Source organism: Brachybacterium massiliense, from assembly GCF_900184245.1.
GTDB lineage: Bacteria > Actinomycetota > Actinomycetes > Actinomycetales > Dermabacteraceae > Brachybacterium > Brachybacterium massiliense.
On sequence record NZ_FXXB01000008.1, the window covers coordinates 81,857 to 102,577 of the forward strand.

General features: G+C 71.5%; 19 protein-coding genes and 1 pseudogene. 12 read left to right on the forward strand and 8 right to left on the reverse strand.

What is annotated here, in order from left to right; genetic code table 11:
- Positions 1 to 49: 49 nt before the first annotated feature.
- A complete protein-coding gene (locus tag BN4251_RS10345; protein WP_087485042.1) occupies positions 50 to 1,858 on the reverse strand; it encodes an AMP-dependent synthetase/ligase in 1,809 nt (602 codons plus the stop codon).
- A 193-nt stretch (positions 1,859 to 2,051) separates the two neighbouring features.
- Between BN4251_RS10345 and BN4251_RS10350 the strand changes: the two genes are divergently transcribed.
- The gene (locus BN4251_RS10350) at positions 2,052 to 2,987 is read left to right on the forward strand and encodes an ROK family glucokinase (protein WP_087485043.1); all 936 of its coding nucleotides are present in this window, start codon (positions 2,052 to 2,054) and stop codon (positions 2,985 to 2,987) included.
- Positions 2,988 to 3,006: 19 nt separating this feature from the next.
- On the opposite strand, the gene BN4251_RS10355 is transcribed toward BN4251_RS10350, so the two are convergent.
- Both BN4251_RS10355 and BN4251_RS10360 read right to left on the reverse strand, forming a co-directional pair.
- Positions 3,007 to 3,555, reverse strand: coding sequence for a hypothetical protein (locus BN4251_RS10355; protein ID WP_087485044.1), 549 nt, complete (start codon positions 3,553 to 3,555; stop codon positions 3,007 to 3,009).
- Positions 3,552 to 4,325: an alpha/beta hydrolase gene (locus tag BN4251_RS10360; RefSeq protein ID WP_087485045.1), complete on the reverse strand. Its 774-nt coding sequence runs from the start codon at positions 4,323 to 4,325 to the stop codon at positions 3,552 to 3,554. The genes BN4251_RS10355 and BN4251_RS10360 overlap by 4 nt, the downstream gene beginning before the upstream one ends.
- A 75-nt stretch (positions 4,326 to 4,400) precedes the next feature.
- Between BN4251_RS10360 and BN4251_RS10365 the strand changes: the two genes are divergently transcribed.
- Together BN4251_RS10365 and BN4251_RS10370 are read left to right on the forward strand one after the other, a co-directional pair.
- The gene (locus BN4251_RS10365; protein WP_087485046.1) at positions 4,401 to 5,105 is read left to right on the forward strand and encodes a lysophospholipid acyltransferase family protein; all 705 of its coding nucleotides are present in this window, start codon (positions 4,401 to 4,403) and stop codon (positions 5,103 to 5,105) included.
- A gap of 86 nt (positions 5,106 to 5,191) precedes the next feature.
- Positions 5,192 to 6,586 carry a class II 3-deoxy-7-phosphoheptulonate synthase gene (locus BN4251_RS10370; RefSeq protein WP_170931932.1) on the forward strand — a complete coding sequence of 465 codons (1,395 nt, stop codon included), beginning with the start codon at positions 5,192 to 5,194 and terminating at the stop codon, positions 6,584 to 6,586.
- A gap of 84 nt (positions 6,587 to 6,670) precedes the next feature.
- Here the strand turns inward: BN4251_RS10370 and pknB are convergent, their stop codons facing one another.
- The gene (gene pknB / locus BN4251_RS10375) at positions 6,671 to 8,749 is read right to left on the reverse strand and encodes a Stk1 family PASTA domain-containing Ser/Thr kinase (protein WP_087485048.1); all 2,079 of its coding nucleotides are present in this window, start codon (positions 8,747 to 8,749) and stop codon (positions 6,671 to 6,673) included.
- Between the two features lie 134 nt (positions 8,750 to 8,883).
- Here pknB and BN4251_RS10380 point away from each other — a divergent pair, with 134 nt between their 5' ends.
- Positions 8,884 to 9,237 carry an Rv2175c family DNA-binding protein gene (locus BN4251_RS10380; RefSeq protein ID WP_087485049.1) on the forward strand — a complete coding sequence of 118 codons (354 nt, stop codon included), beginning with the start codon at positions 8,884 to 8,886 and terminating at the stop codon, positions 9,235 to 9,237.
- A 19-nt stretch (positions 9,238 to 9,256) separates the two neighbouring features.
- Here the strand turns inward: BN4251_RS10380 and BN4251_RS10385 are convergent, their stop codons facing one another.
- The gene (locus BN4251_RS10385) at positions 9,257 to 10,390 is read right to left on the reverse strand and encodes a polyprenyl synthetase family protein (protein ID WP_087485050.1); all 1,134 of its coding nucleotides are present in this window, start codon (positions 10,388 to 10,390) and stop codon (positions 9,257 to 9,259) included.
- A gap of 135 nt (positions 10,391 to 10,525) precedes the next feature.
- Between BN4251_RS10385 and BN4251_RS10390 the strand changes: the two genes are divergently transcribed.
- The 5 genes and pseudogenes from BN4251_RS10390 (at position 10,526) to BN4251_RS10410 (ending at position 15,665) form a co-directional block, all read left to right on the forward strand.
- On the forward strand, positions 10,526 to 11,680 hold the full coding sequence (locus BN4251_RS10390; RefSeq protein ID WP_087485051.1) for a hypothetical protein: 1,155 nt from the start codon (positions 10,526 to 10,528) through the stop codon (positions 11,678 to 11,680).
- Positions 11,681 to 11,733: 53 nt separating this feature from the next.
- Entirely contained in the window at positions 11,734 to 12,939 is a 1,206-nt protein-coding gene (gene metX, locus BN4251_RS10395) for a homoserine O-acetyltransferase MetX (RefSeq protein ID WP_087485052.1), read from the forward strand.
- Positions 12,940 to 12,996: 57 nt separating this feature from the next.
- Positions 12,997 to 13,398, forward strand: a complete 402-nt coding sequence (locus BN4251_RS10400; protein ID WP_087485053.1) for a universal stress protein — start codon at positions 12,997 to 12,999, stop codon at positions 13,396 to 13,398.
- Between the two features lie 121 nt (positions 13,399 to 13,519).
- Positions 13,520 to 14,923, forward strand: a pseudogene (locus BN4251_RS10405) (RNA polymerase sigma factor); the annotation flags it as partial.
- Between the two features lie 157 nt (positions 14,924 to 15,080).
- Positions 15,081 to 15,665 (forward strand): GNAT family N-acetyltransferase, encoded by a 585-nt coding sequence (locus BN4251_RS10410; protein WP_087485055.1) that lies wholly within the window; start codon positions 15,081 to 15,083, stop codon positions 15,663 to 15,665.
- 97 nt (positions 15,666 to 15,762) lie between these two features.
- Here the strand turns inward: BN4251_RS10410 and BN4251_RS10415 are convergent, their stop codons facing one another.
- Complete coding sequence (locus tag BN4251_RS10415; RefSeq protein WP_087485056.1) at positions 15,763 to 15,981, reverse strand: DUF7455 domain-containing protein; 219 nt, start codon at positions 15,979 to 15,981, stop codon at positions 15,763 to 15,765.
- A 176-nt stretch (positions 15,982 to 16,157) separates the two neighbouring features.
- Here BN4251_RS10415 and BN4251_RS10420 point away from each other — a divergent pair, with 176 nt between their 5' ends.
- Genes BN4251_RS10420 through BN4251_RS10430 form a run of 3 tightly spaced genes read left to right on the forward strand, consistent with a single transcriptional unit; the run spans position 16,158 to position 19,950 of the window.
- Complete coding sequence (locus BN4251_RS10420) at positions 16,158 to 18,275, forward strand: DNA gyrase/topoisomerase IV subunit B (RefSeq protein WP_087485057.1); 2,118 nt, start codon at positions 16,158 to 16,160, stop codon at positions 18,273 to 18,275.
- Positions 18,272 to 19,057: an imidazole glycerol phosphate synthase subunit HisF gene (gene hisF, locus BN4251_RS10425; protein ID WP_087485058.1), complete on the forward strand. Its 786-nt coding sequence runs from the start codon at positions 18,272 to 18,274 to the stop codon at positions 19,055 to 19,057. Before BN4251_RS10420 ends, hisF begins: the two co-directional genes overlap by 4 nt.
- Positions 19,054 to 19,950: a metallophosphoesterase gene (locus BN4251_RS10430; protein WP_087485059.1), complete on the forward strand. Its 897-nt coding sequence runs from the start codon at positions 19,054 to 19,056 to the stop codon at positions 19,948 to 19,950. Before hisF ends, BN4251_RS10430 begins: the two co-directional genes overlap by 4 nt.
- Before the next feature lie 82 nt (positions 19,951 to 20,032).
- On the opposite strand, the gene BN4251_RS10435 is transcribed toward BN4251_RS10430, so the two are convergent.
- The gene (locus BN4251_RS10435) at positions 20,033 to 20,278 is read right to left on the reverse strand and encodes a hypothetical protein (RefSeq protein WP_087485060.1); all 246 of its coding nucleotides are present in this window, start codon (positions 20,276 to 20,278) and stop codon (positions 20,033 to 20,035) included.
- A gap of 177 nt (positions 20,279 to 20,455) precedes the next feature.
- Positions 20,456 to 20,611: a hypothetical protein gene (locus BN4251_RS18320; RefSeq protein WP_170931933.1), complete on the reverse strand. Its 156-nt coding sequence runs from the start codon at positions 20,609 to 20,611 to the stop codon at positions 20,456 to 20,458.
- Between the last annotated feature and the right edge of the window lie 110 nt (positions 20,612 to 20,721).

Sequence of the window (20,721 nt, forward strand, 5' to 3'; positions counted from 1 at the left end):
TCCGACCCTCGGGGCCGCGTCGGCAAGGGGCCCGCGGGCCCCGTCGGTGTCAGCTGGTCGGCTTCTGGCCGGCGTAGATCCGGTCGATGATCTCGGCCATGTCCTTGACCACCACGTTGCGCTTGAGCTTGAGCGACGGGGTGAGGTAGCCGTTCTCCTCGGTGAAGTCCGAGTCGATGACCTCGAAGGCCCGGATCGACTCAGCGCGCGAGACGGTGGCGTTCGCGCGGTCCACGACGGTCTGCAGCTCGGCGCGCACCTTCTCGTTCTTGGCGGCCTGGGCGACGTCCATCTCCGGCAGGCCGTTGTTCTTCAGCCAGGTGCCGAGCATCTCGGCGTCCAAGGTGAGGATCGCGGCGACGAAGGGCTTCTGGTCACCGATCACCACGCACTGGCTCACCAGCGGATGCGAGCGCAGCTGGTCCTCGAGCTGCGCGGGCGAGACGTTCTTGCCGCCCGCGGTCACGATGACTTCCTTGCGACGACCGGTGATGGTGAGGCTGCCGTCCTCGTCCAGCGCTCCCAGGTCCCCGGTGCGGAACCAGCCGTCGGTCATCGCCTCCGCAGTGGCCTCGGCGTTGTTGTGATAGCCCTTGAAGACCATCACGCCCTTGACCAGGATCTCGCCGTCCTCGTCGATCGCGACGGAGGAGCCCGGCAGGGGCGGGCCCACCGTGCCGGGACGCACGTCCCAGGGAAGGTTGACGCTGATCGGAGCAGTGGTCTCGGTGAGCCCGTAGCCCTCGAGGATGGTCACGCCGATGCCGCGGAAGAAGTGGGACAGGCGCGCGCCCAGCGGTGCACCGCCGGAGACCGCCCACCGGACCTGGCCCCCCATCGCCCCGCGGAGCGTGCCGTAGACGAGCTTGTCGAACAGCGCGTGCTTGGCCTTGAGGGCGAAGGGGACCTTGCCGTTCGAGAGCGCGGTCGAGTAGTCGATCGCGGTCTGCGCGGCGGCGCTGAAGATCTTGCCCTTGCCGCCGGCGATGGCCTTCGCCTCGGCGCCGTTGTACACCTTCTCGAAGACTCGGGGCACCGCGAGCAGGAAGGTCGGCTTGAACGCGGCGAGGTCTGCGAGCAGGTTCTTCGTGTCCGGGGTGAAGGCGGTGGTCACCGGCCAGGAGGCGGCCAGGACCGTGATCAGGCGGGCGAACACGTGCGCGAGCGGCAGGAACATCAGCAGACGCGAACCGGGGGGCAGCACCTGCTGGCCGAGCAGGGTCACGGCGCTGCGGGTCGTGTCCACGAAGTTGGCGTGGGTGAGCTGCGCGCCCTTGGGGCGCCCGGTGGTGCCGGAGGTGTAGATGATGGTCGCGACGTCCTCCATGCGTCGCGAGGTGCGACGCGCCTCGAGGTCCTCGTCGCTGACGGACTCGCCCCTGCTGCGCAGGTCATCGAGGATGCCGTCGTCGAGCACGCCGATGCGGGCGAGCGCGGGCAGATCGCCCCGCACGGACTCCATGTCCTCCTTGTGGCGGGTCGATTCGACGACCGCGAACTTCGCCTCGGCGTCCGAGGCGATCCACTGGATCTGGCTGGGGGAGGAGGTCTCGTAGATCGGGATGCTCACGCCGCCGGCCCACCACACCGCCCAGTCCAGCAGCGCCCACTCGTAGCGGGTGCGGGACAGGATCGCGACCGCGTCGCCGGACTCCACGCCCGAGGCCATCAGGCCCTTGGCCAGACTCTTGACGTCCTCGATGAAGTCGGCGGTGGCCACGGGGGTGTAGGAGCCGTCGGGCTGGGCGAGCTCGTAGATCGGCACCGAGGGATTCGATCGGAGCCTGCCGAGCAGGAGATCCGTCGTGTTCTCGTCAGGACGGCTCTCGTGCTGCGGTGGGGTGGTGAACTGCTTCATCGAATCTCCTTCGATCCGGACGACGGCGTGAGCATCGCGTACCGGACGCCTGCCCGGAAGCGCTGGTGGGGTCGGTCCGATTCTAGGGCAGAGGGCGCATACGATGGGCCCCGACAGGCTCATGGGCGGCCGCACCCTCCCGGTGGTCGGGAGATGCGGCGCTCCCAGTACACCAGCACAGGACAGGAACGGCATGCTCTCCATCGGCGTGGACATCGGCGGCACCAAGATCGCGGCGGGGGTGGTCGACGAGACGGGCGAGATCATCGCCGCCACCACACGCAGCACCCCGGCCACCGACGCCGCGCTGATCGAGGCCGCGGTGGCGGACGCGGTCGCGGAGCTGCGCGGCGACCACGAGGTGGTGGGCGTCGGCGTGGGGGCCGCCGGCTTCGTGGGCGCCGATCGGCGCACCGTGAACTTCGCCGCGAACCTCGCCTGGCGCCAGCATCCTCTGGCGGACGAGCTCGAGCGCCTCACCGGGCTGCCGGTGATCGTGGAGAACGACGCCAACGCCGCCGGCTGGGCGGAGTACCGCTTCGGCGCCGCGACGGACGCCTCGCACATGCTGATGGCCACCGTAGGCACCGGACTCGGCGGCGCGATCGTGCTCGACGGGAACCTGGTGCGCGGCAGCGGCGGGTTCGCCGGCGAGGTCGCGCACATGACCGCGGTCCCGGACGGCCAGTGGTGCGGCTGCGGTCGGCGCGGCTGCCTCGAGCAGTACACCGCCGGCACGGCGATGGTGCGCACCGCGAAGCGACGCGCCTCCGCGGGCGATCCGCTCCTGGGGCCCCTCGTGCAGGCGGCCGGCGGTGCCAAGAAGGAGATCGACGGTCCGCTGATCACGCGTCTGGCCCAGCAGGGGGATCCCGGGGCGCGCGAGCTGATCGCCGAGATCGGCACCTGGCTCGGGATGGGCCTGGCCTCGATCGCGACCCTGCTGGATCCGGAGGTGATCGTCGTCGGCGGCGGTGTCGCGGCGGCCGGGGACCTGCTGCTGGACCCCGCGCGCGAGGCCTACGGCAAGAACCTCACCGCCCGAGCCCACCGCCCGCTGGCGCCCTTCGTCGTCGCCAGCATGGGCAACCGCGCCGGCATCGTCGGCGCCGCGGACCTCGCCCGCTGAGCGGGCAGCGGCGAGGCTCTCAGACCTGGGCCCCGTCGTCGTCCTCGTCGCGGGGACCGCGGGGCGCTCTCAGCAGCAGGGAGATCGTCCCGCCGATCGCCGAGAGACCGCCGAGCCAGCCCAGGAAGCCGGGCATCGTGGGGGTCACGACCACCACGAGCATCAGCACGATGCCGCCCAGCAGCGCCGTCCAGGACCACAGCGTCCCCTCGGAGGCCCGGGGCAGATCAGGATCCGGCGGCTCGAAGTCCCCGTAGAGGACCTCCTCGTCGTCGAGCTCTCGGGGACCTGCCGCGCCGCGCAGCCCGGCCGTGGGGTCCTCTCGTCCCGCCGAAGGGTGGGCGGCTCGCGAGCGCGCGACCGATTCCGGGCTCGGGGGCTCCGACGGCGAGTCCGCGCTGAAGGACCACAGCGAGTCGTCCTCCTCGTCGGCGGAGGCGTGCTCGGGCGCCGCCGGCTCCCGCGGCGCCTCGCCTGGCCTCAGCACCAGACCCTCGCACTCGAGCATGCGGGCGAACTCCGCGTCCACGTCGCGCGGATCCGGAGCGCTTCCCCGCTCGGGCGTCATCCTCCACCTCCGCGGGGCCGGACGTGCTGGTCGAGGAACCGGGCCGAGCTGTCGAACAGCAGCTGAGCGTCGTGGTCCAGCGGCACCAGATGGTGGCTGCGGGGGAGGGCCAGGCGCTCCACCTCTCCCCGCACCCCGGCGGCGACGATGTCGCTGTCGCTCGGGGGCACGGTGTGATCCACGCTCGAGGTCGCCAGCAGCAGCGGCACCTCCACCGCCCCGAGCTGCTGCCGGGTGCGGCGGAAGAGACGGCGGAGCTCGGCGACCGCCCGGACCGGGAGCCTGTCATAGGCCTCCTCCGTCGACCCGGGCAGCGCGATGTCGGAGCCGATCCCCGGCAGGGTCCGCACCACCGGTGCGATCAGCTCGGCGACGCTCGCCGCCGGCGGCAGGGTCATCCCGGGGTTCACCGCGACGACTGCGGCGATCCGTCCCCGCAGCGCGGGGTCCGCGGCCAGGGCCAGGGCCAGCGCGCCGCCCATCGAGAGGCCGCCCACGCCGATCGGGCCGAGCTCCTCGGACAGCTCCAGCGCCGCATCGCGCACGCTGCCGTACCAGTCCTGCCAGCGAGTCCCCGCGAGCTCGCGCTCCGTGGCGGCGTGGCCGGGAAGCAGCGGCAGCTCGACCTCCCAGCCCCGTGCGGCGTGATCCTCCGCCCAGGGCCGCAGCGACTGCGGCGAGCCGGTGAACCCGTGGCACAGGAGCAGCCCGCCGCGCGGGTTAAAGTGTCCCCGCGCGCGCCAGGGGCGGGACAGTTCGCTGAACGCCATGGGGACATCGTCGCATCCGCGCGCACCACTTCTCACCTCCACTCCGCCCTGCGGAGCCCGACCCAGGAGCCCGCCGTGCTGTACGAGATCGCCAAGCCCTTCGTGATGGGGGTGGTGCGGGTGCTGTGGAATCCCACGATCAGCGGCACCGAGAACATCCCGGAGCAGGGCCCGGTGATCCTGGCCTCGAACCACCAGGCCTACTCGGACACCGTCTTCCTCCCCGGGCAGGTGCGGCGCAGCGTCCACTTCCTGGGGAAGTCCGACATCTTCTCGGGGCGCTCGCCGCTGAACCGTGCGGTGGCCTCCGTGATGCGGGGCCTGCGGGTGATGCCCGTGGACCGCAGCGGGGGCAGCGCCTCCCGCTCTGCGATCGAGGCGGGGCTGAAGGTGCTCGATCGGGGCGAGGTGCTGGGCATCTACCCCGAGGGCACCCGGAGCCCCGACGGACGCCTCTATCGCGGCAAGACCGGTGTCGCACGCTTCGCCCTGGCCACCGGGGCGACGGTCATCCCGGTCGCGATGCTGGGCGCCTTCGAGGCGCAGGGCCGGCGGAAGTTCTTCCCCCACCGCTCACCGCGCATCCACGCCGTGGTGGGTGAGCCGCTCGACGTCGCCGAGATCGTGGCCGAGCTCGAGGGGGCGGAGGAGGCGAAGGTGCTCCGTGCGGTGACCGATGCGCTGATGGACCGGATCCAGGAGCTGTCCGGGCAGGAGCAGGTGGACGAGTACGCGAGCGTGGTCAAGCAGCGGATGCGCGAGGCCCAGCAGCGCTCCTGAGAGCCTCCGCCGGGGCCGACGCGCCACGGCGGCCCGACCCGTGGGCCCTGGCGCCGTCGGGGCGGGGGAGTGGCTACGCTGTGCGCGTGACTTCATTCAGCCCCGATGCCCCTGCCCGCGCGCACGCGTTCACCCTGTCCTCGGCCGATGACGGCCTGGCGGCGCTCGGTGCGTGGCGCGAGTATCCGCGGGTGCAGCAGCCGGTGTGGCCCGACGAGAGCGCCCGCGCCCAGGTCTTCGACGACCTGCGCGCCGCCCCGCCGCTGGTCTTCGCCGGTGAGGTCGATGTGCTGCGCGAGCGCATCGCGGCGGCCGCGCGGGGAGAGGCCTTCCTGCTCGCCGGCGGCGACTGCGCCGAGACCTTCGCCGACTCCACCGCCGACCGCATCCGCAACAAGATCCGCACGATCCTGCAGATGGCTGCGGTCCTCACCTACGGTGCCTCTGTGCCGGTGGTGAAGATGGGCCGCATGGCCGGGCAGTTCGCCAAGCCGCGCTCCTCCGACGAGGAGACCCGCGACGGCGTCACCCTGCCCACCTACCGCGGCGACGCCGTCAACGAGTTCGCCTTCACGCCCGAGGCGCGGATCCCGGATCCGCAGCGGCTGTGGAAGACCTACACCACCAGCGCCACCACCTTGAACCTGCTGCGCGCGTTCACCGGCGGCGGCTTCGCGGATCTGCGCGAGGTGCACTCCTGGAACCGCGGCTTCACCTCCGGTGCGGGATACGACCGGTACGAGGAGCTCGCCGGCCAGATCGACAAGGCCGTGCGCTTCATGGACGCCATCGGCGCGGACTTCGATGCGCTCAAGGTGGTCGAGTTCTACGCCTCCCACGAGGCGCTGCTGCTCGATTACGAGGAGGCGCTCTCACGCATCGACTCGCGCACCGGCGAGATCTACGGATGCTCGGGGCACTTCCTCTGGATCGGTGAGCGCACCCGCCAGCTCGACGGGGCGCACGTGGACTTCATGGCCCGCCTGCGCAACCCGATCGGTGTCAAGCTCGGCCCTGACGCGTCCGTGGACGACGCCCTGCGGCTGATCGACCGTCTCGATCCCGAGCGGGAGCCCGGTCGCCTCACCTTCATCACTCGCATGGGTGCCGGCAAGATCCGGGAGCGGCTGCCCGCACTGGTCGAGGGCGTCAAGGCCTCCGGCGCACAGGTGGCATGGGTGACCGATCCGATGCACGGCAACACCATCACCTCCTCCAACGGGTACAAGACCCGTCGCTTCGAGGACATCCTCGACGAGGTGGTCGGCTTCTTCGAGGTCCATCAGGCGGCCGGCACGATCCCGGCGGGCCTGCACATGGAGCTCACGGGCGATGATGTCACCGAGGTGCTCGGCGGCGCCGGCTCGATCGACGAGGAGGGCCTGACCCGCCGCTACGAGACGCTCGTGGATCCGCGCCTGAACCACCAGCAGTCCCTCGAGCTGGCCTTCCTGGTCTCGGAGATGCTCTCGCGCCGCTGAGGCACGCAGCACCAGCACGACGTCGCCGGCGTCTCCCTGCGGGGAGGCGCCGGCGACGTCGTGCTGGGAGATCCTGCCCGGCGCTCAGAAGACCTTGATCGTGACGGTCGAGCCCTTCTCGAGCTGCTCCCCGGCGCTCGCGGACTGCTCGTAGACCAGGCCGAAGACAGGATCGCCCTTGTCGTGCACGACGCTGACCGCGAACCCGGCGGCCTCGAGCTTCTGCTTCGCCTCCGCCTCCGGCTGCCGGAAGACGTCCGGGACCTCGACCATCTCCGGGCCCAGGGAGGTGACGATGTGAACTGTGTCCCCGCGGAACAGGGTCCCCGAGGCGGGGGACTGGGAGATGACCGCGCCGCGCGGCACGCTCCCGGAGTGGGCCTGGCCGCTGGTGACCTGGAATCCCGCGCCCTCGAGCGCCTCGCGGGCGGCGCTGCCGCTGTTGCCGGTCTGGTTCGGGACGGTGATCGGCTGGCGTCCCTGCGAGACCACGACGGTGACCTCCCCGCCGGCGGGGAGGGCATCGGCCGAGGCGGCCTGGGAGATGATCTCGCCCTCGGGCACGGTCTCGGAGTACTCCGGGTCCGCCTCGACCAGCTCCAGGCCGAGCTCCTCGACCGCCGCGCGGGCGTCCTCGACCTCGCTGCCGACGAGCTCGGGCACGGGGAAGGTCTGCTCGCCCTTGGAGACGACCACCTGGACGTCCGCGCCCTTCTTCACCGTGGTGCCGGTGCCGGGGGAGGAGGAGATCACGTGCCCTGCCGGAACGGTGTCGTCGAACCTCTCCTCCGTGCGGACGGTCAGATCGGCCGACGTCAGCGCCGCCTCGGCATCGGCGAGGGTGGTGCCGGTGACCAGCGGGATGGTGCGATCGGCGCCCGGGCCCGTGTTGAGGTACCAGTCGCCGCCGCTCCATGCGCCGGCGCCCAGGGCCGCGATCAAGCTCAGCGTGGCGAGCCATGCCATCGGCCGGGACCGTCGCCGGGTGCCCTCGGGCAGGTGCCGTCCGTGCCGGGCCCGGGGAGCGCGCAGGACGACGACGCGCGGGGGCTCCTCGGCCGTCTCGTCATCCTCGGCTCCCGCAGTCGCTGGGGTATCGGACTCGGCAGCACCGGCGGCCGCTCCGGAGCTCGCGTCCGCGCCGGCGGCGGCCTCGGCGCCGACGGCGGCGTCGTCGGCCAGCAGCGCGGCGGGGAAGGCGCGGGGCCCGTGCTCGAGCTCGGAGGCGACCTCGTCCAGCGAGGTGGTCATCCGGGGCACGCCCGCGGTGTCCGTGTCCTCGAGCACCACGGGCCGGGCATCGAGCACTGCGGCCGGCAGCGTCGCGGACAGCTCGCGCACGGCGCGCAGCAGCTCGGTCGCGGAGGCGGGGCGCTGCTCGACGACGCGCGCCGCAGCCCAGGTCACCAGGGAGTCCAGCTCGCGCGGGATGCCGGAGACGAGCGTGGAGGGGGCGGGGATGTCCTCGTGGACGTGCTGGAACGCGATATGGACCGGCTGCTCGCCGACGAAGGGCTGACGGCCGGTGAGCATCTCGAACAGCACCACGCCCAGCGAGTACAGGTCGCTGCGCTCGTCCGCATGCCCGCGGGTGACCACCTCGGGGCTGATGTAGGCCACGGTCCCCAGCAGCGTCGCGCTCGCGGAGGAGTTGTTCGAGCCGATCGCCCGCGCCAGGCCGAAATCGGCGACCTTCACGATCTCGTCGTGGCCGATGAGGATGTTCTCGGGCTTGATGTCCCGGTGCACGATCCCGGCCCGGTGCGCCGCCACGAGCGCCTCGAGCACCTGCTCGGTGATCGCGAGGCTCTCGCGCGGGGTCAGCCGCTCCTGCTCGACGATCCGCGCCCTCAGGGTGCGGCCCTCGACCAGCTCCATCGCGAGGTAGATGCGGTCCTCGTCCTCGCCCTGGTCGAAGACCCCCACCACGTTGCGGTGCGCCAGGCGGGCCGCGGAGCGGGCCTCGCGCCCGAAGCGACGCCGGAAGTCCTCGTCCATCGCGAGGTGGGGGTGCATGATCTTCAGCGCCACGACGCGGTCCAGCCGCTCGTCGTGGCCGCGGTGCACGGTCGCCATTCCGCCGCGCGCGATCGGCTCCTCGACCCGGTAGCGGTCGTCGAGGAGCTGGCTGATGCCGGGGGAAGTCGACGTCGCCGAGCTCACGCCCTCAATCTAGGTGCACACCCGCCGCGAGGACGGCACCGACACACGGGCAGTGCCGTCACACGTGGGCGGCGCCACCCTCTGAGCGTTCCGGAGAAGGTGCGCCGGGACACCGCGCGTGGCACCCTGGTGCCGTGAACGACCTCGACGCACTCATCACCGACTGGCTCACCCTCCCCGACGTCGCAGAGCGACTGGACGTGGAGGTCTCGCGCGTACGGCGCCTGATCGAGGAGGATCAGCTGCTGGCCGTGCGCCGCGGCGATCCCGTGGTGCGGGTGGTCCCCGCCCTGATGCTCACCGAGCAGGCGCTCACCCCGCACCTCGGCGGTACCATCACGATCCTGCGCGACGGCGGCTTCGAGGACGAGGAGATGCTCGCCTGGCTCTTCACCGAGGACGAGTCCCTGCCCGGACGCCCGATCGACCATCTGCGCCGCGGCCAGCGCGGCGAGGTGCGCCGGCGAGCGCTCGCGCTCGCTCTCTGAGCGGTCCGGGAGCACCCGCTCAGGCGGGCAGCGACTCCACCTCGGTGGCGAACTCGGCGAGGGCGCCGAGCCCGGCCCGCCCGAGGGTGCCGAGAGTCGGGGCGGACTCCAGCAGCTGACGGCCCCTGCCCGCGCGGTCCCGGACCTCCCGCGCCACCGAGGCCACCGCGCCGGTGGCGACCATCAGCTCGTGCACGGCGGAGATCCCCTCCTCCGTCGACTCGCCGTCGCCGATGACGGACTCCAGCAGCGCCCGACCCTCGGCGTCGGCGGCCTTCTCGGTGCGGGCCAGCAGCACTGTCCGCTTGCCCTCGACGATGTCCCCGCCGATCGGCTTGCCGGTCTCGTCCTGGTCGCCGATCACGCTGAGCAGGTCATCGCGCAGCTGGAACGCGGTGCCCACCTCGATGGCCCAGGCGGAGAGCGTCTCGAGGTCGGCATCCTCGGCTCCCATCAGCGCGGCACCGATCCGCACCGGCCGCAGCACCGTGTAGGGGACCGTCTTCCAACGGATCACCGACAGTGCGGCCCGCTCGGGATCGGGGGAGGAGGCGTAGCCGCCCGCCTGGTGAAGGATGTCGAGGTACTGGCCTGACATCACCTCGGTGCGCAGCGCGTCGAACTCGGTGCGTGCACGCAGCGTCGGCGCAGGATCCCTCTGCACCGCGCCGGCCATCTGCTCGCCCCAGCTCAGCGCGAGGTCGCCCAGCACGATCGCGGTCGCGATGCCGAAATCCTCCGAGGAGCCGAACAGCGCCTCTTGATGATGCTGCTGCGCCGCGCGCACGTGCAGCGCCGGGCGGCCGCGACGCATCGGCGAATGGTCGATGACATCGTCATGCATCAGCGCCGCCGCCTGGATCAGCTCGATCGAGGCGCCGTAGCGGGCGAGCGCCTCGACCTCCGCCGCCTCGGGCTCGCGACCGAGCGCGGCCACCCCCGCCCAGAAGCAGAAGCGAGGGCGCAGCAGCTTCCCGCCCTCGAGATAGGACGCGAGCATCTCCACCAGCGCACCGGTCTCCGGCGAGATCTCCTCGAGCCGGCGCCGATGGGCCGCGAGCTCGCGGCGGGTGACCGCGTCGACCTGGGTGACGAAGTGCGCATCGAGTGCGTGCAGGCGGTCATCGGACGGGGTGGCGGAGCGGGGGAGCATTCGTGCTGACCCCCAGATCCTCCCACGCGCAGCTGACCGGCTCCTGCCGTCCCACGGTTCCTCCACAGCGGTGCTCCGTCCCCATCTCGGCCGCCTCCCGCCCGCCGCCCGCGCGGATCGGTGAGGGTCTCAGACATGACCACGAACCTCAGCCCTGCCGGCCGCGGCCGCCACCACGTCGATGTCCATGATCCCGCCGAGCTCCTCGCCGAGGCGCGGCTGTGCCTGCGCGAGACTCCCACCGACTGTCTGATCCTCGCCGGGACCGGCGGCCTGCATTCTCCCGCCATGGTCACCCGCTCCAGCCTGCGGGACCTGCTCGCCCCGCACGGCGCCGAGCATCTGCAGCGCCACCTCGCGCTGATGCAGGAGCGGGGTGCGGGCGCCCTGCATGCGCTGATCGTCATCGGCGACGGATACCAGGTGCTGCTCGAGCCGGTCGTCGAGAACCTCCTGCTGCGCGCCGGAGCACTCGTGCACGATGCGGCGAAGGAGGTCTTCGCAGGGGCACTGCCCGGCCTGCTGTCCGTGCGCGGAGCCGCCTCCGCCACCTGCTGGGAGCTCGAGGACCGCCCCGGGGGAGGCCGGCCGCGCCTGTTCGCGCTCGAGCCGCTGCGGGCGTTCAGCGACACCCGCGCCGCGGCCGGTGCGGTCCTGACCGGCCGGCCCATCCCGTACCTCGAGCAGGAGGACCCGGCGCTCGCCGAGATCGGGCGCAGCCTGCGTCTGCGCGCCGTGGACCTCGCCTCCGGCGCGGACCCCGGAGAGCTGTTCGCCGCTGCCAGGGAGTCGCTCGAGCACCTGCTGGCCGGCGCGGCGGAGCTCTCCGAGACGTCGAGGATGACGAAATGTGAACAGCTCGCGTCGCTGCTCTCCGCCGTCGCCGTGGATCGCCTGCACTGGGAGCTGCTGGCGCAGTGCGTCGAGCACGGCACGGACCGCGAGGTGGAGAGGGAGACGCTGCTGCAGGCCCTGGTCTCCGACGCCGAGCTCATCCCGCATGAGGACGTCTGTGCAGGTGGGAGCTGGTACACGGCGCTCGAGAAGCTGCGGGGCATCGCTGCGGCGGCCTGCGAGGCGGCATCTCCGGCCGAGCTCGGCACCGCTCGTTCCGCCTGGCGTGCGCTGACCGCTCTGCTGGTGCTCCTGGCATGGTGGAACCACCGGTTCGCGACGGCCGGCCATCTCGTGGACGAGATCCGGGAGCGGGAACCGGAGTCGACTCTGGCACCCTTGCTCTCACGGATGACCGACACGCCGATCTTCCCTGCGTGGTGGCCCAGGGCCTGAACCGCCGGGGACATCGCGCAGCACAGCAGAGGCATCGAAGGAGCAGTGCACCGATGACCATCCTCGGAGAGCGCCGGAGCGTCGGCGCGGACCCCGCCGCCGAGGGCACGGGGACGCACCACGAGCCGACGCCCACGGACTTCCGTGCCATCACCGGTGCGTGGCGACCCGAGCTGGGCCCGGGGGACCGGCTCTTCAAGTCGCTGGGACCGCTCGCCCTCGAGAGCGGCACCGTGCTCGAGGACGTCACGCTCGCCTACGAGACCTGGGGCGAGCTCGATGAGGACCGTGGCAACGCCGTGCTCGTCCTCCATGCGCTCACCGGCGACTCCCACGTGCGCGGCGCCGCAGGCGGCTCCCATCCCAGCCCGGGCTGGTGGGAGGAGATGGTCGGCCCCGGCCGCCCGATCGACACCGACCGCTACCACGTCATCGCCCCCAACGTGCTGGGCGGCTGCCAGGGATCGACGGGGCCGAGCAGCCTTGCGCCCGACGGCCGCGCCTACGGCTCCCGGTTCCCGGTGCTGACCACGCGGGACCAGGTCGCCGCCGAACGTCGCCTGCGCGAGCAGCTCGGCATCGACCGCTGGGCGCTCGTGATCGGCGGCTCCATGGGCGGGATGCGCGCCCTCGAATGGGGCGTCTCGCATCCCGAGGAGGTCGAGCGTCTGGCCGTGATCGCATCCTCCGCGCGCGCCACCGCCGATCAGATCGCCTGGAACAACGCCCAGATCTCCGCGATCCAGCTGGATCCCCGCTTCCTGGGCGGCGACTACTACGACCAGGAGGATGGGATCGGGCCCCACCTGGGACTGGGCATCGCCCGCCGCATCGCGCACACCACCTATCGCACCGCCGACGAGCTCGAGACCCGCTTCGGCAATCGTCCCCAGGGGCACGAGGACCCGCATGACGGGGAAGGTCGTCACCAGGTCACCAGCTATCTCGACCACCACGCGGTCAAGCTCGCACGGCGCTTCGACGCCAACTCCTACATCACCCTCGCCCGCACCATGAGCACCCATGACGTGGGCCGCGACCGCGGCGGCGTCGCCGCGGCGCTGGGACGGATCAGGGCGCGCACGCTCGCCGTCGCGATCGACTCCGATCGGCTGTTCCCTCCGGATCTCGTCCACGAGGTGGCCGAGCACGCCCCGCACTCGCAGTGGCATGTGGCAGCCTCCCCGATCGGGCACGACGCCTTCCTGCTGGCGCATCCGGGACTCGAGGAGTGGATCGGCACCCTGCTGGACGACTAAGCTGGTCCGGCCGGTGCTGCTGCGCCGCAGCATCGCCGCAGAGGGAGGAGACGTCGAATGACCATCGTCGTGGGGTACTCCCCGTCAGGCCAGGGGCGGGCCGCGCTCAGCGCCGCACTCCGCTACGGCGCTCGCACGGGGGAGGGGCTGGCCATCGCCTCCCACCAGTACAACGATCCCGAGCGCGGAGTGACCTCCGCCTCGGAGGACGAGGTGCGGGCGGAGCTGCGCGCCCTCGGTGAGGAGCCCGCACAGCTCACCGTCCACAGCAGCTCCGAGCGCGACATCGGCGAGTTCATCCTCACGGTGGTCGACGAGGTGGATGCGAGCCTGGTCATCATCGGTCTGCGCCGCAAGCCTCCGATCGGCAAGCTGAACCTCGGCGCCTCCGCCCGCAGGGTCGTGCTCGGCGCCCCCTGCCCGGTGCTCGCCGTGAAGGACGAGAGCGGCGGGGAGTAGTCCCCGTTCCCGAGTGCGGGGACAGCATGGGAATAAACCCTTCCGCACAGCGTTATACTCGACAGGCTTGACGGCACCGTGCGTTCGTGCGCCGTGAAACCGGTGGAGACCGGGAGACGACACGGAGCGGAGACCGCGAGCCGCGCCGAGAAGACCGATCGCCCGAGTGTGGCGGACCGCCCCACGCCGGGCCGCCGCCGGAAGAAGGAACTCTGTGACCTCCTCCAGTACTGCTGAGACCGCCCCCACGAAGCGCACCAAGGGCGCCGCGACGGCGGCGGAGACCGCCGCCACCACCGAAGCAGACGTCGTCGAGACCGCCGCCGAGGTGGACGAGACCCCCGCGGAGAAGACCACCGCGAAGAAGGCCGCGACCAAGAAGCCTGCGGCCAAGAAGACCGCGGCCAAGACGCGCACCCGCAAGACCGCCGCGTCCAAGGATGCGGAGGAGCCGAAGGACGCCCCGACCGACTCCGAGGACGATGCTGAGGAGTCCGAGTCCGAGTCCGCGACCGCGAAGTCCGCGACCGATTCGAAGGTCGAGGAGTCCGGCGGCTTCGTCTACAACGCCGCCGAGGACGACGCCCCGGCGCAGCAGGTCGTCACCGCCGGCGCCACCGCGGATCCGGTCAAGGACTACCTCAAGCAGATCGGCAAGGTCGCGCTGCTGAACGCCGCGCAGGAGGTCGAGCTCGCCGAGCGCATCGAGGCTGGCCTCTACGCCGAGCAGAAGCTCAAGGCGGACGAGTCGATCGCCAAGACCAAGGCCGGGCGTGAGCTGGCGATCATCGCCCAGGACGGCCGCGCCGCCAAGGACCACCTGCTCGAGGCGAACCTCCGCCTGGTGGTCTCCCTGGCCAAGCGCTACACCGGCCGCGGCATGCTCTTCCTGGACCTGATCCAGGAGGGCAACCTGGGCCTGATCCGCGCGGTCGAGAAGTTCGACTACGCCAAGGGCTACAAGTTCTCCACCTACGCCACCTGGTGGATCCGTCAGGCGATCACCCGCGCCATGGCCGATCAGGCCCGCACCATCCGCATCCCCGTGCACATGGTCGAGGTCATCAACAAGCTCGCCCGCGTGCAGCGGCAGATGCTGCAGGACCTGGGCCGCGAGCCCACCCCGGAGGAGCTGGCCAAGGAGCTGGACATGACGCCCGAGAAGGTCGTCGAGGTCCAGAAGTACGGCCGCGAGCCGATCTCCCTGCACACCCCGCTGGGCGAGGACGGCGACAGCGAGTTCGGCGACCTGATCGAGGACTCCGAGGCCGTCGTCCCGGCCGATGCGGTGAGCTTCACCCTCCTGCAGGAGCAGCTGCACTCGGTGCTGGACACCCTCTCCGAGCGCGAGGCCGGCGTGGTCTCCATGCGCTTCGGTCTCGAGGACGGCCAGCCCAAGACCCTCGACGAGATCGGCAAGGTCTACGGCGTGACCCGTGAGCGGATCCGCCAGATCGAGTCGAAGACGATGTCGAAGCTGCGCCACCCCTCGCGCTCGCAGGTGCTGCGCGACTACCTCGACTGATCCCGAGAGCGAGAATCCTTCGCCGCCAGCGGGCCCGGCTCCCTCGGAACCGGGCCCGCGGTGCGTCCGAGGACAAGGCGGCGCCGCAGCACATGGCGACTCCGCAGCACATGGCGACCTGCCGACAACCACCCTCGAGGAAAGGGCACACCGCAGCATGACCACCCCCTCCGCCACATCCTGCGGTGCGCCGCTGAGGATCCACCGCGTCCGTGCGGAGGACTGGATCTCGCACCGTGCGCTGCGCCTGGACATGCTCGAGGCCGACCCCGACGCCTTCTGGGCCGATCCCGAGGAGACCCGTCGGCGCACCGAGCAGCACTGGCGCCAGGAGATCGAAGGGCCCCGCATTCACCTCCAGGCCCGTCGCGGCGAGGCGGTGCTCGGAGGGATCGCGCTGCTGCCGGAGGGCTACACGCCCGAGCACGAGATCCCGGAGGATCGGGCGCACATCGTCTCGCTCTGGGTGCGCCCCGAGGCGCGAGGGCAGGGTATCTCGCGGCCCCTGTTCACCGCCCTTGCCCGTCTTGCGATCGAGCTGGGACGCCCGGACCTGCGTCTGGACGTGGACGACACCAACCTCGCGGCGCAGCAGCTCTATCGCCGCCTCGGATTCCGGGCCACCGGTGCGCGCGATCCCCGGGAGAGCCGCGGCACCTGGTGGGTGGAGTACGCGATGCGCGCCGAGCAGCTGCTCGGCCAGGAACAGCTGCTCGGGCAGGGCGCGCTGCCGGAGCGCTGAGCGCGGCAGGTTGGAGGCTCGAGCCCGGTGACGATCCGGAGGACGACGAAGGGCGCCCACCATGCGGTGGGCGCCCTTCGCTGTCGTGGGGGAACGGTCAGTCCTCGACCGGCTCGGGCTTGAGGTGGAGACGCTCGGTCTCGTCGATGACCTCGGCGGCGACGCCCTGCAGCGCATCCTGGTGGGCGCGCGCGTGGTGGGCGCAGAACATGAGTTCGCCGCCTGCTTCGAGGAGCACCTTGACGTACGCCTGAGCGCCGCAGCGGTCGCAGCGGTCGTGTGCCGTGAGCCGGGGGGCTTCGAGAGTGAGGTTCATGGGGTCATTTGTAGCATCGCGAGCGACCCTCGGGGGAGTGTCCACAGCGCTGGTTCGCTGGGGGCGCAACGGGGTGTGAGCGGGACCGCCCGCAGGTGGGCGGGTGAAGGGGCTGTGAGCGGGGCGGCACCGGCCAATGCCGGGATCAGGAGGCCCGGCCACGTAGGATCTGAGGGGTGTCCACCACCAGCGCTGCGAAGAAGTCCGCCTATGACGCCCGCAATCTCCAGGTCCTCGAGGGCCTCGAGGCCGTGCGGAAGCGTCCCGGCATGTACATCGGCTCGACGGATTCCCGGGGCCTCATGCACTGCCTCTGGGAGATCCTCGACAACGCGGTCGACGAGGCCCTGGGCGGCTACGGCGACGCGATCGAGGTGATCCTCCACCCCGATCACTCGGTGGAGGTGCGCGACACCGGCCGCGGTGTGCCGGTGGACGTCGAGCCCCGCACCGGCCTGACCGGCGTCGAGGTGGTCTACACCAAGCTGCATGCGGGCGGGAAGTTCGGCGGCGGTTCCTATGCCGCCTCGGGCGGTCTGCACGGCGTGGGCGCGAGCGTCGTCAACGCGCTCTCGGGCCGGCTGGACGTCGAGGTGGACCGCGGCGGCAAGGTCTACGCCATGAGCTTCCGGCGCGGCCAGCCCGGCCAGTTCGCCGATGCCGACGAGCCGTCCCCGGACTCCGAGTTCACCCCGCTGACCGGTCCGGACGCGCTGCGCGTGATCGGCAAGGCCAAGCGCGGCGTGACCGGCACCCGGGTGCGCTACTGGGCCGATCCGCAGATCTTCGTCAAGGGCTCCCACTTCTCCCTCGACGATCTCAACCGCCGCTCCCGCCAGACGGCCTTCCTTGTGCCCGGGCTGAAGCTCACCGTCACCGACCTGCGGCCCGAGGCCTCCCCGGACCAGCCGGCCTCGCGCGTATACAAGTACGACGGTGGGATCAGCGAGTTCGTCGAGTACCTCGCCCAGGACCAGAAGATCACCGACGTGGTCCGTCTGCAGGGCACCGGCGAGTACACCGAGACCATCCCCGTGCTCGACAAGAACGGACACATGGTCTCCACCGACGTCGAGCGCTCGTGCGAGGTGGACATCGCCCTGCGCTGGGGCGCGGACTTCGACTCCACCGTGCGCTCCTTCGTGAACATCGTCGCCACCCCCAAGGGCGGCACCCACCTCACCGGCTTCGAGCAGGCGCTGGTGAAGACCATGCGCAAGCAGGTCGAGAACCACGCCCGCCGCGTCAAGTTCAACGCCAAGAACGAGAAGATCGAGAAGGACGACACCCTGGCCGGGCTCACCGCCGTGGTCAGCGTGCGCATCGACGAGCCGCAGTTCGAGGGGCAGACCAAGGAGGTGCTCGGCACCCCGGCGATCCGCGCGATCGTCGCCAAGGTGGTCGAGGATCGCCTGACCGCCTTCCTGACCTCCACCACGAAGGGGGAGAAGGAGCAGGCGGCGCTGGTCATCGACAAGGTGGTCTCGGAGATGCGGGCGCGCATCGCCGCCCGCATGCACAAGGAGGTCTCGCGCCGCAAGAACGCGCTGGAGTCCTCGACCATGCCCACCAAGCTGGCCGACTGTCGCTCCCATGACGTGGAGCGCTCCGAGCTTTTCATCGTCGAGGGCGACAGCGCCCTCGGCACCGCGAAGAACGCCCGCTCCTCGGAGTTCCAGGCCCTGCTGCCGATCCGCGGCAAGATCCTCAACGTCCAGAAGGCGTCCGTCACGGACATGCTCAAGAACACCGAGTGCGCCGCGATCATCCAGGTGATCGGCGCGGGCTCGGGCCGCACCTTCGATCTCGACGCCGCGCGCTACGGCAAGATCATCATGATGACCGACGCCGACGTCGACGGTGCCCACATCCGCACTTTGCTGCTGACCCTCTTCCACCGCTACATGCGCCCGCTGGTCGAGGCCGGGCGCGTCTACGCCGCGGTCCCACCGCTGCACCGGGTCGAGGTGATCCACGGCGGCAAGAAGAAGAACGAGCTGATCTACACCTACTCCGAGGCGGAGCTGAACAAGCTGCTGAAGAACCTCGAGCGGCGCGGCAAGAAGTACAAGGAGCCGATCCAGCGCTACAAGGGCCTGGGCGAGATGGACGCCGATCAGCTCGCGGACACCACCATGGATCCGGCCCATCGCACCCTGCGCCGAGTGCGCATCGAGGACGCGGAGGCCGCCAGCGCCGTCTTCGAGCTCCTGATGGGCTCCGAGGTCGCACCCCGCAAGCAGTTCATCATCGAGGGAGCCGAAGAGCTCGACCTGGAGAGGATCGACGCATGAGTGTCGCCGTCCGAGTGATCCCGTGCCTGGATGTCGACGCGGGCCGCGTCGTCAAGGGCGTCAACTTCAAGGACCTCCGCGATGCGGGGGATCCGGTCGAGCTCGCCGCCCGCTACGGCGCCGAGGGCGCCGACGAGCTGACCTTCCTCGATGTCACCGCCTCCTCGGGCGGGCGCGAGACGATGATCGACGTGGTGCGCGCCGCCGCGGAGCAGATCTTCATCCCGCTGACCGTCGGCGGCGGGGTGCGCTCCGCACAGGACGTGGACCAGCTGCTGCGCGCCGGCGCCGACAAGTGCGGGGTCAACACCGCCGCGATCGCCCGTCCCGAGGTGATCTCCGAGATCTCCCGCCGCTTCGGGAACCAGGTGCTGGTGCTCTCGATCGACGCCCGCCGCGTCACCGACGACACCCCCGAGGGCACCGCCCGCTCCGGCTCCGGCTTCGAGGTCACCACCCACGGCGGTCGCCGCGGCACGGGCATCGACGCGATCGCCTGGATCCGTGAGGTCACCGAGCGGGGCGCCGGCGAGATCCTGCTGAACTCGATGGATGCCGACGGCACCAAGCAGGGCTTCGACCTCGAGCTGATCCGTCTCGCGCGCGAGGCGACGAACCTGCCGCTGATCGCCTCGGGCGGGGCAGGCACCCCCGAGGACTTCCCGCCAGCGGTGCACGCGGGCGCGGACGCGGTGCTCGCCGCGAGCGTCTTCCACTTCCAGCAGATGACGATCGGGGAGGCGAAGGCCGCGATGGCGGCCGACGGGATCACGGTGCGGTGAGCGCCGCGCTGTCGGTCGCGGACCGGCATGCCTCCTCGCGGATCCCGCCGAGGGCCCGGCTCTTCCGGATCGCGCTCGCTCTGCTGCTGGTGCTGCTGCTGGGCGGGGGCTGGCTGCTGTGGGACAACCGGCGCCTGGATGTCACCCGGTACGAGGTGAGCACTGCGGCGCTTCCGGCGGGCGCGCAGGGACTGCGCATCGCGCAGGTCTCGGATCTGCATGCCGCGGACTTCGGCGACTTCCGCTCCCGGGTGCTGAGCGCCGTGCAGGAGGCGGAGCCGGATCTGATCGCGCTGACGGGGGACCTGGTCGACTATCGGACCACCCGCATCGAGAGCGTGCTCGAGATGGCCGAGCAGCTGCAGGCGATCGCCCCCGCCTATGTCGTGCTCGGCAATCACGAGGCTGACTCGCCCGTCCTCGACGAACTGCTCAGAGGGCTCGAGGCGGTCGGCGTGGTGGTGCTGCGCGACGAGGCGGTGACGCTCGAGGTGGGCGGGACCGAGGTGACGGTGGCAGGGATCGACGACCCGCGGGTGCGCGCCGCCCGAGGCCTGACACCGCGGGATCCGGTCGAGGTGCTCGCGAGCCTCGCGCTGCCCGGCGACCGCCCCGTCGTGCTGCTCGCGCACCGACCGGAGCTGTTCGAGGAGTATCTCGGCGCCGGCGTGGACCTGGTGCTGTCCGGGCACGCGCACGGCGGTCAGGTGCGCATCCCGGGAGCAGGCGGGGTGTACGCCCCGCACCAGGGGATGTTTCCGGTGCTCAGCGAGGGCGTGCACGAGCGGGAGGGGACCACGATGGTGATCAGCCGCGGGCTCGGCAACAGCATCGCCGGGGTGCGGGTCAACAATCCGCGCGAGCTGGTCCTCATCGACCTGCGCGGCAGCTGACCGGAGGCAGCAGCCCGGCGGCCGGTCCCGTGAGGAGACCGGCCGGCGGGAGGTGCCTGAGGGGAGGAGCGCTGGCGCAGTCTCACCGCAGATGGGCGAGGCCGGCCGCGAGCAGGGCGCGCTGCACGAGCTCCTCGTGCTCCTGCCGGGCGCGTTTCGCGGCCTGTTCGTGACGGGCCTTCCGCATCGCGCGGCGGCGGGCCAGGAACGAGCTCAGCAGCGTGTCGACGGCGCGGTCGTCGGTGAGCTGCTCGAGGCGGCGCAGGGCGCGTTCGGCGGTGGCGGTGGTGGGGGTGCGCGGGACGTCGGTCAGGACGTGGGCGGACATGAGGGGTTCTCCTGAGGGAGCGCTGTGCGGTCATGATCAGGGTCCTCCACGGCGCGGACAGCAGGTGTCCGCGAGGGCGTGCAGGCGCGTGCCGCCGCGGCGCGAGGGTGCTGCGGGGCGTGATGTGTCGGTGCAGGGCCGGGGCGTGTCACCCGGCGAGGGGGAGCGGGTGCTCCGTCAGCCGGCGATGGGCTCGGCGTGATCGGCGGTGCCGCGGCCCCCACCGGCCGCGCGCTGGGCCACGGACGGTCCGTGGTGCCGGTCGGGGGATGCGGCGAGGCCGGACGACGAGGCCACCTGGTGCTCCGGGGTCGTGGTCGGGGTCGTGGGCATCTCCATGAGGACAGTCGATCACCGACACCCGGAACGGCACAACTGATTTAACCCGTGCCGCGCGGGATCTGCGCGCACATGACAGAGGCCCGGCCTCCCCGCGAGGGGAG

Excerpts from the sequence above, each read along its gene's own strand:
- BN4251_RS10345 (WP_087485042.1), bottom strand. The coding sequence starts at position 1,858 with ATGAAGCAGTTCACCACCCCACCGCAGCACGAGAGCCGTCCTGACGAG.
- BN4251_RS10350 (WP_087485043.1), top strand. The coding sequence starts at position 2,052 with ATGCTCTCCATCGGCGTGGACATCGGCGGCACCAAGATCGCGGCGGGG.
- BN4251_RS10355 (WP_087485044.1), bottom strand. The coding sequence starts at position 3,555 with ATGACGCCCGAGCGGGGAAGCGCTCCGGATCCGCGCGACGTGGACGCG.
- BN4251_RS10360 (WP_087485045.1), bottom strand. The coding sequence starts at position 4,325 with ATGGCGTTCAGCGAACTGTCCCGCCCCTGGCGCGCGCGGGGACACTTT.
- BN4251_RS10385 (WP_087485050.1), bottom strand. The coding sequence starts at position 10,390 with ATGCTCCCCCGCTCCGCCACCCCGTCCGATGACCGCCTGCACGCACTC.
- BN4251_RS10390 (WP_087485051.1), top strand. The coding sequence starts at position 10,526 with ATGACCACGAACCTCAGCCCTGCCGGCCGCGGCCGCCACCACGTCGAT.
- metX (WP_087485052.1), top strand. The coding sequence starts at position 11,734 with ATGACCATCCTCGGAGAGCGCCGGAGCGTCGGCGCGGACCCCGCCGCC.
- BN4251_RS10400 (WP_087485053.1), top strand. The coding sequence starts at position 12,997 with ATGACCATCGTCGTGGGGTACTCCCCGTCAGGCCAGGGGCGGGCCGCG.
- BN4251_RS10410 (WP_087485055.1), top strand. The coding sequence starts at position 15,081 with ATGACCACCCCCTCCGCCACATCCTGCGGTGCGCCGCTGAGGATCCAC.
- BN4251_RS10415 (WP_087485056.1), bottom strand. The coding sequence starts at position 15,981 with ATGAACCTCACTCTCGAAGCCCCCCGGCTCACGGCACACGACCGCTGC.
- hisF (WP_087485058.1), top strand. The coding sequence starts at position 18,272 with ATGAGTGTCGCCGTCCGAGTGATCCCGTGCCTGGATGTCGACGCGGGC.
- BN4251_RS10435 (WP_087485060.1), bottom strand. The coding sequence starts at position 20,278 with ATGTCCGCCCACGTCCTGACCGACGTCCCGCGCACCCCCACCACCGCC.
- BN4251_RS18320 (WP_170931933.1), bottom strand. The coding sequence starts at position 20,611 with ATGCCCACGACCCCGACCACGACCCCGGAGCACCAGGTGGCCTCGTCG.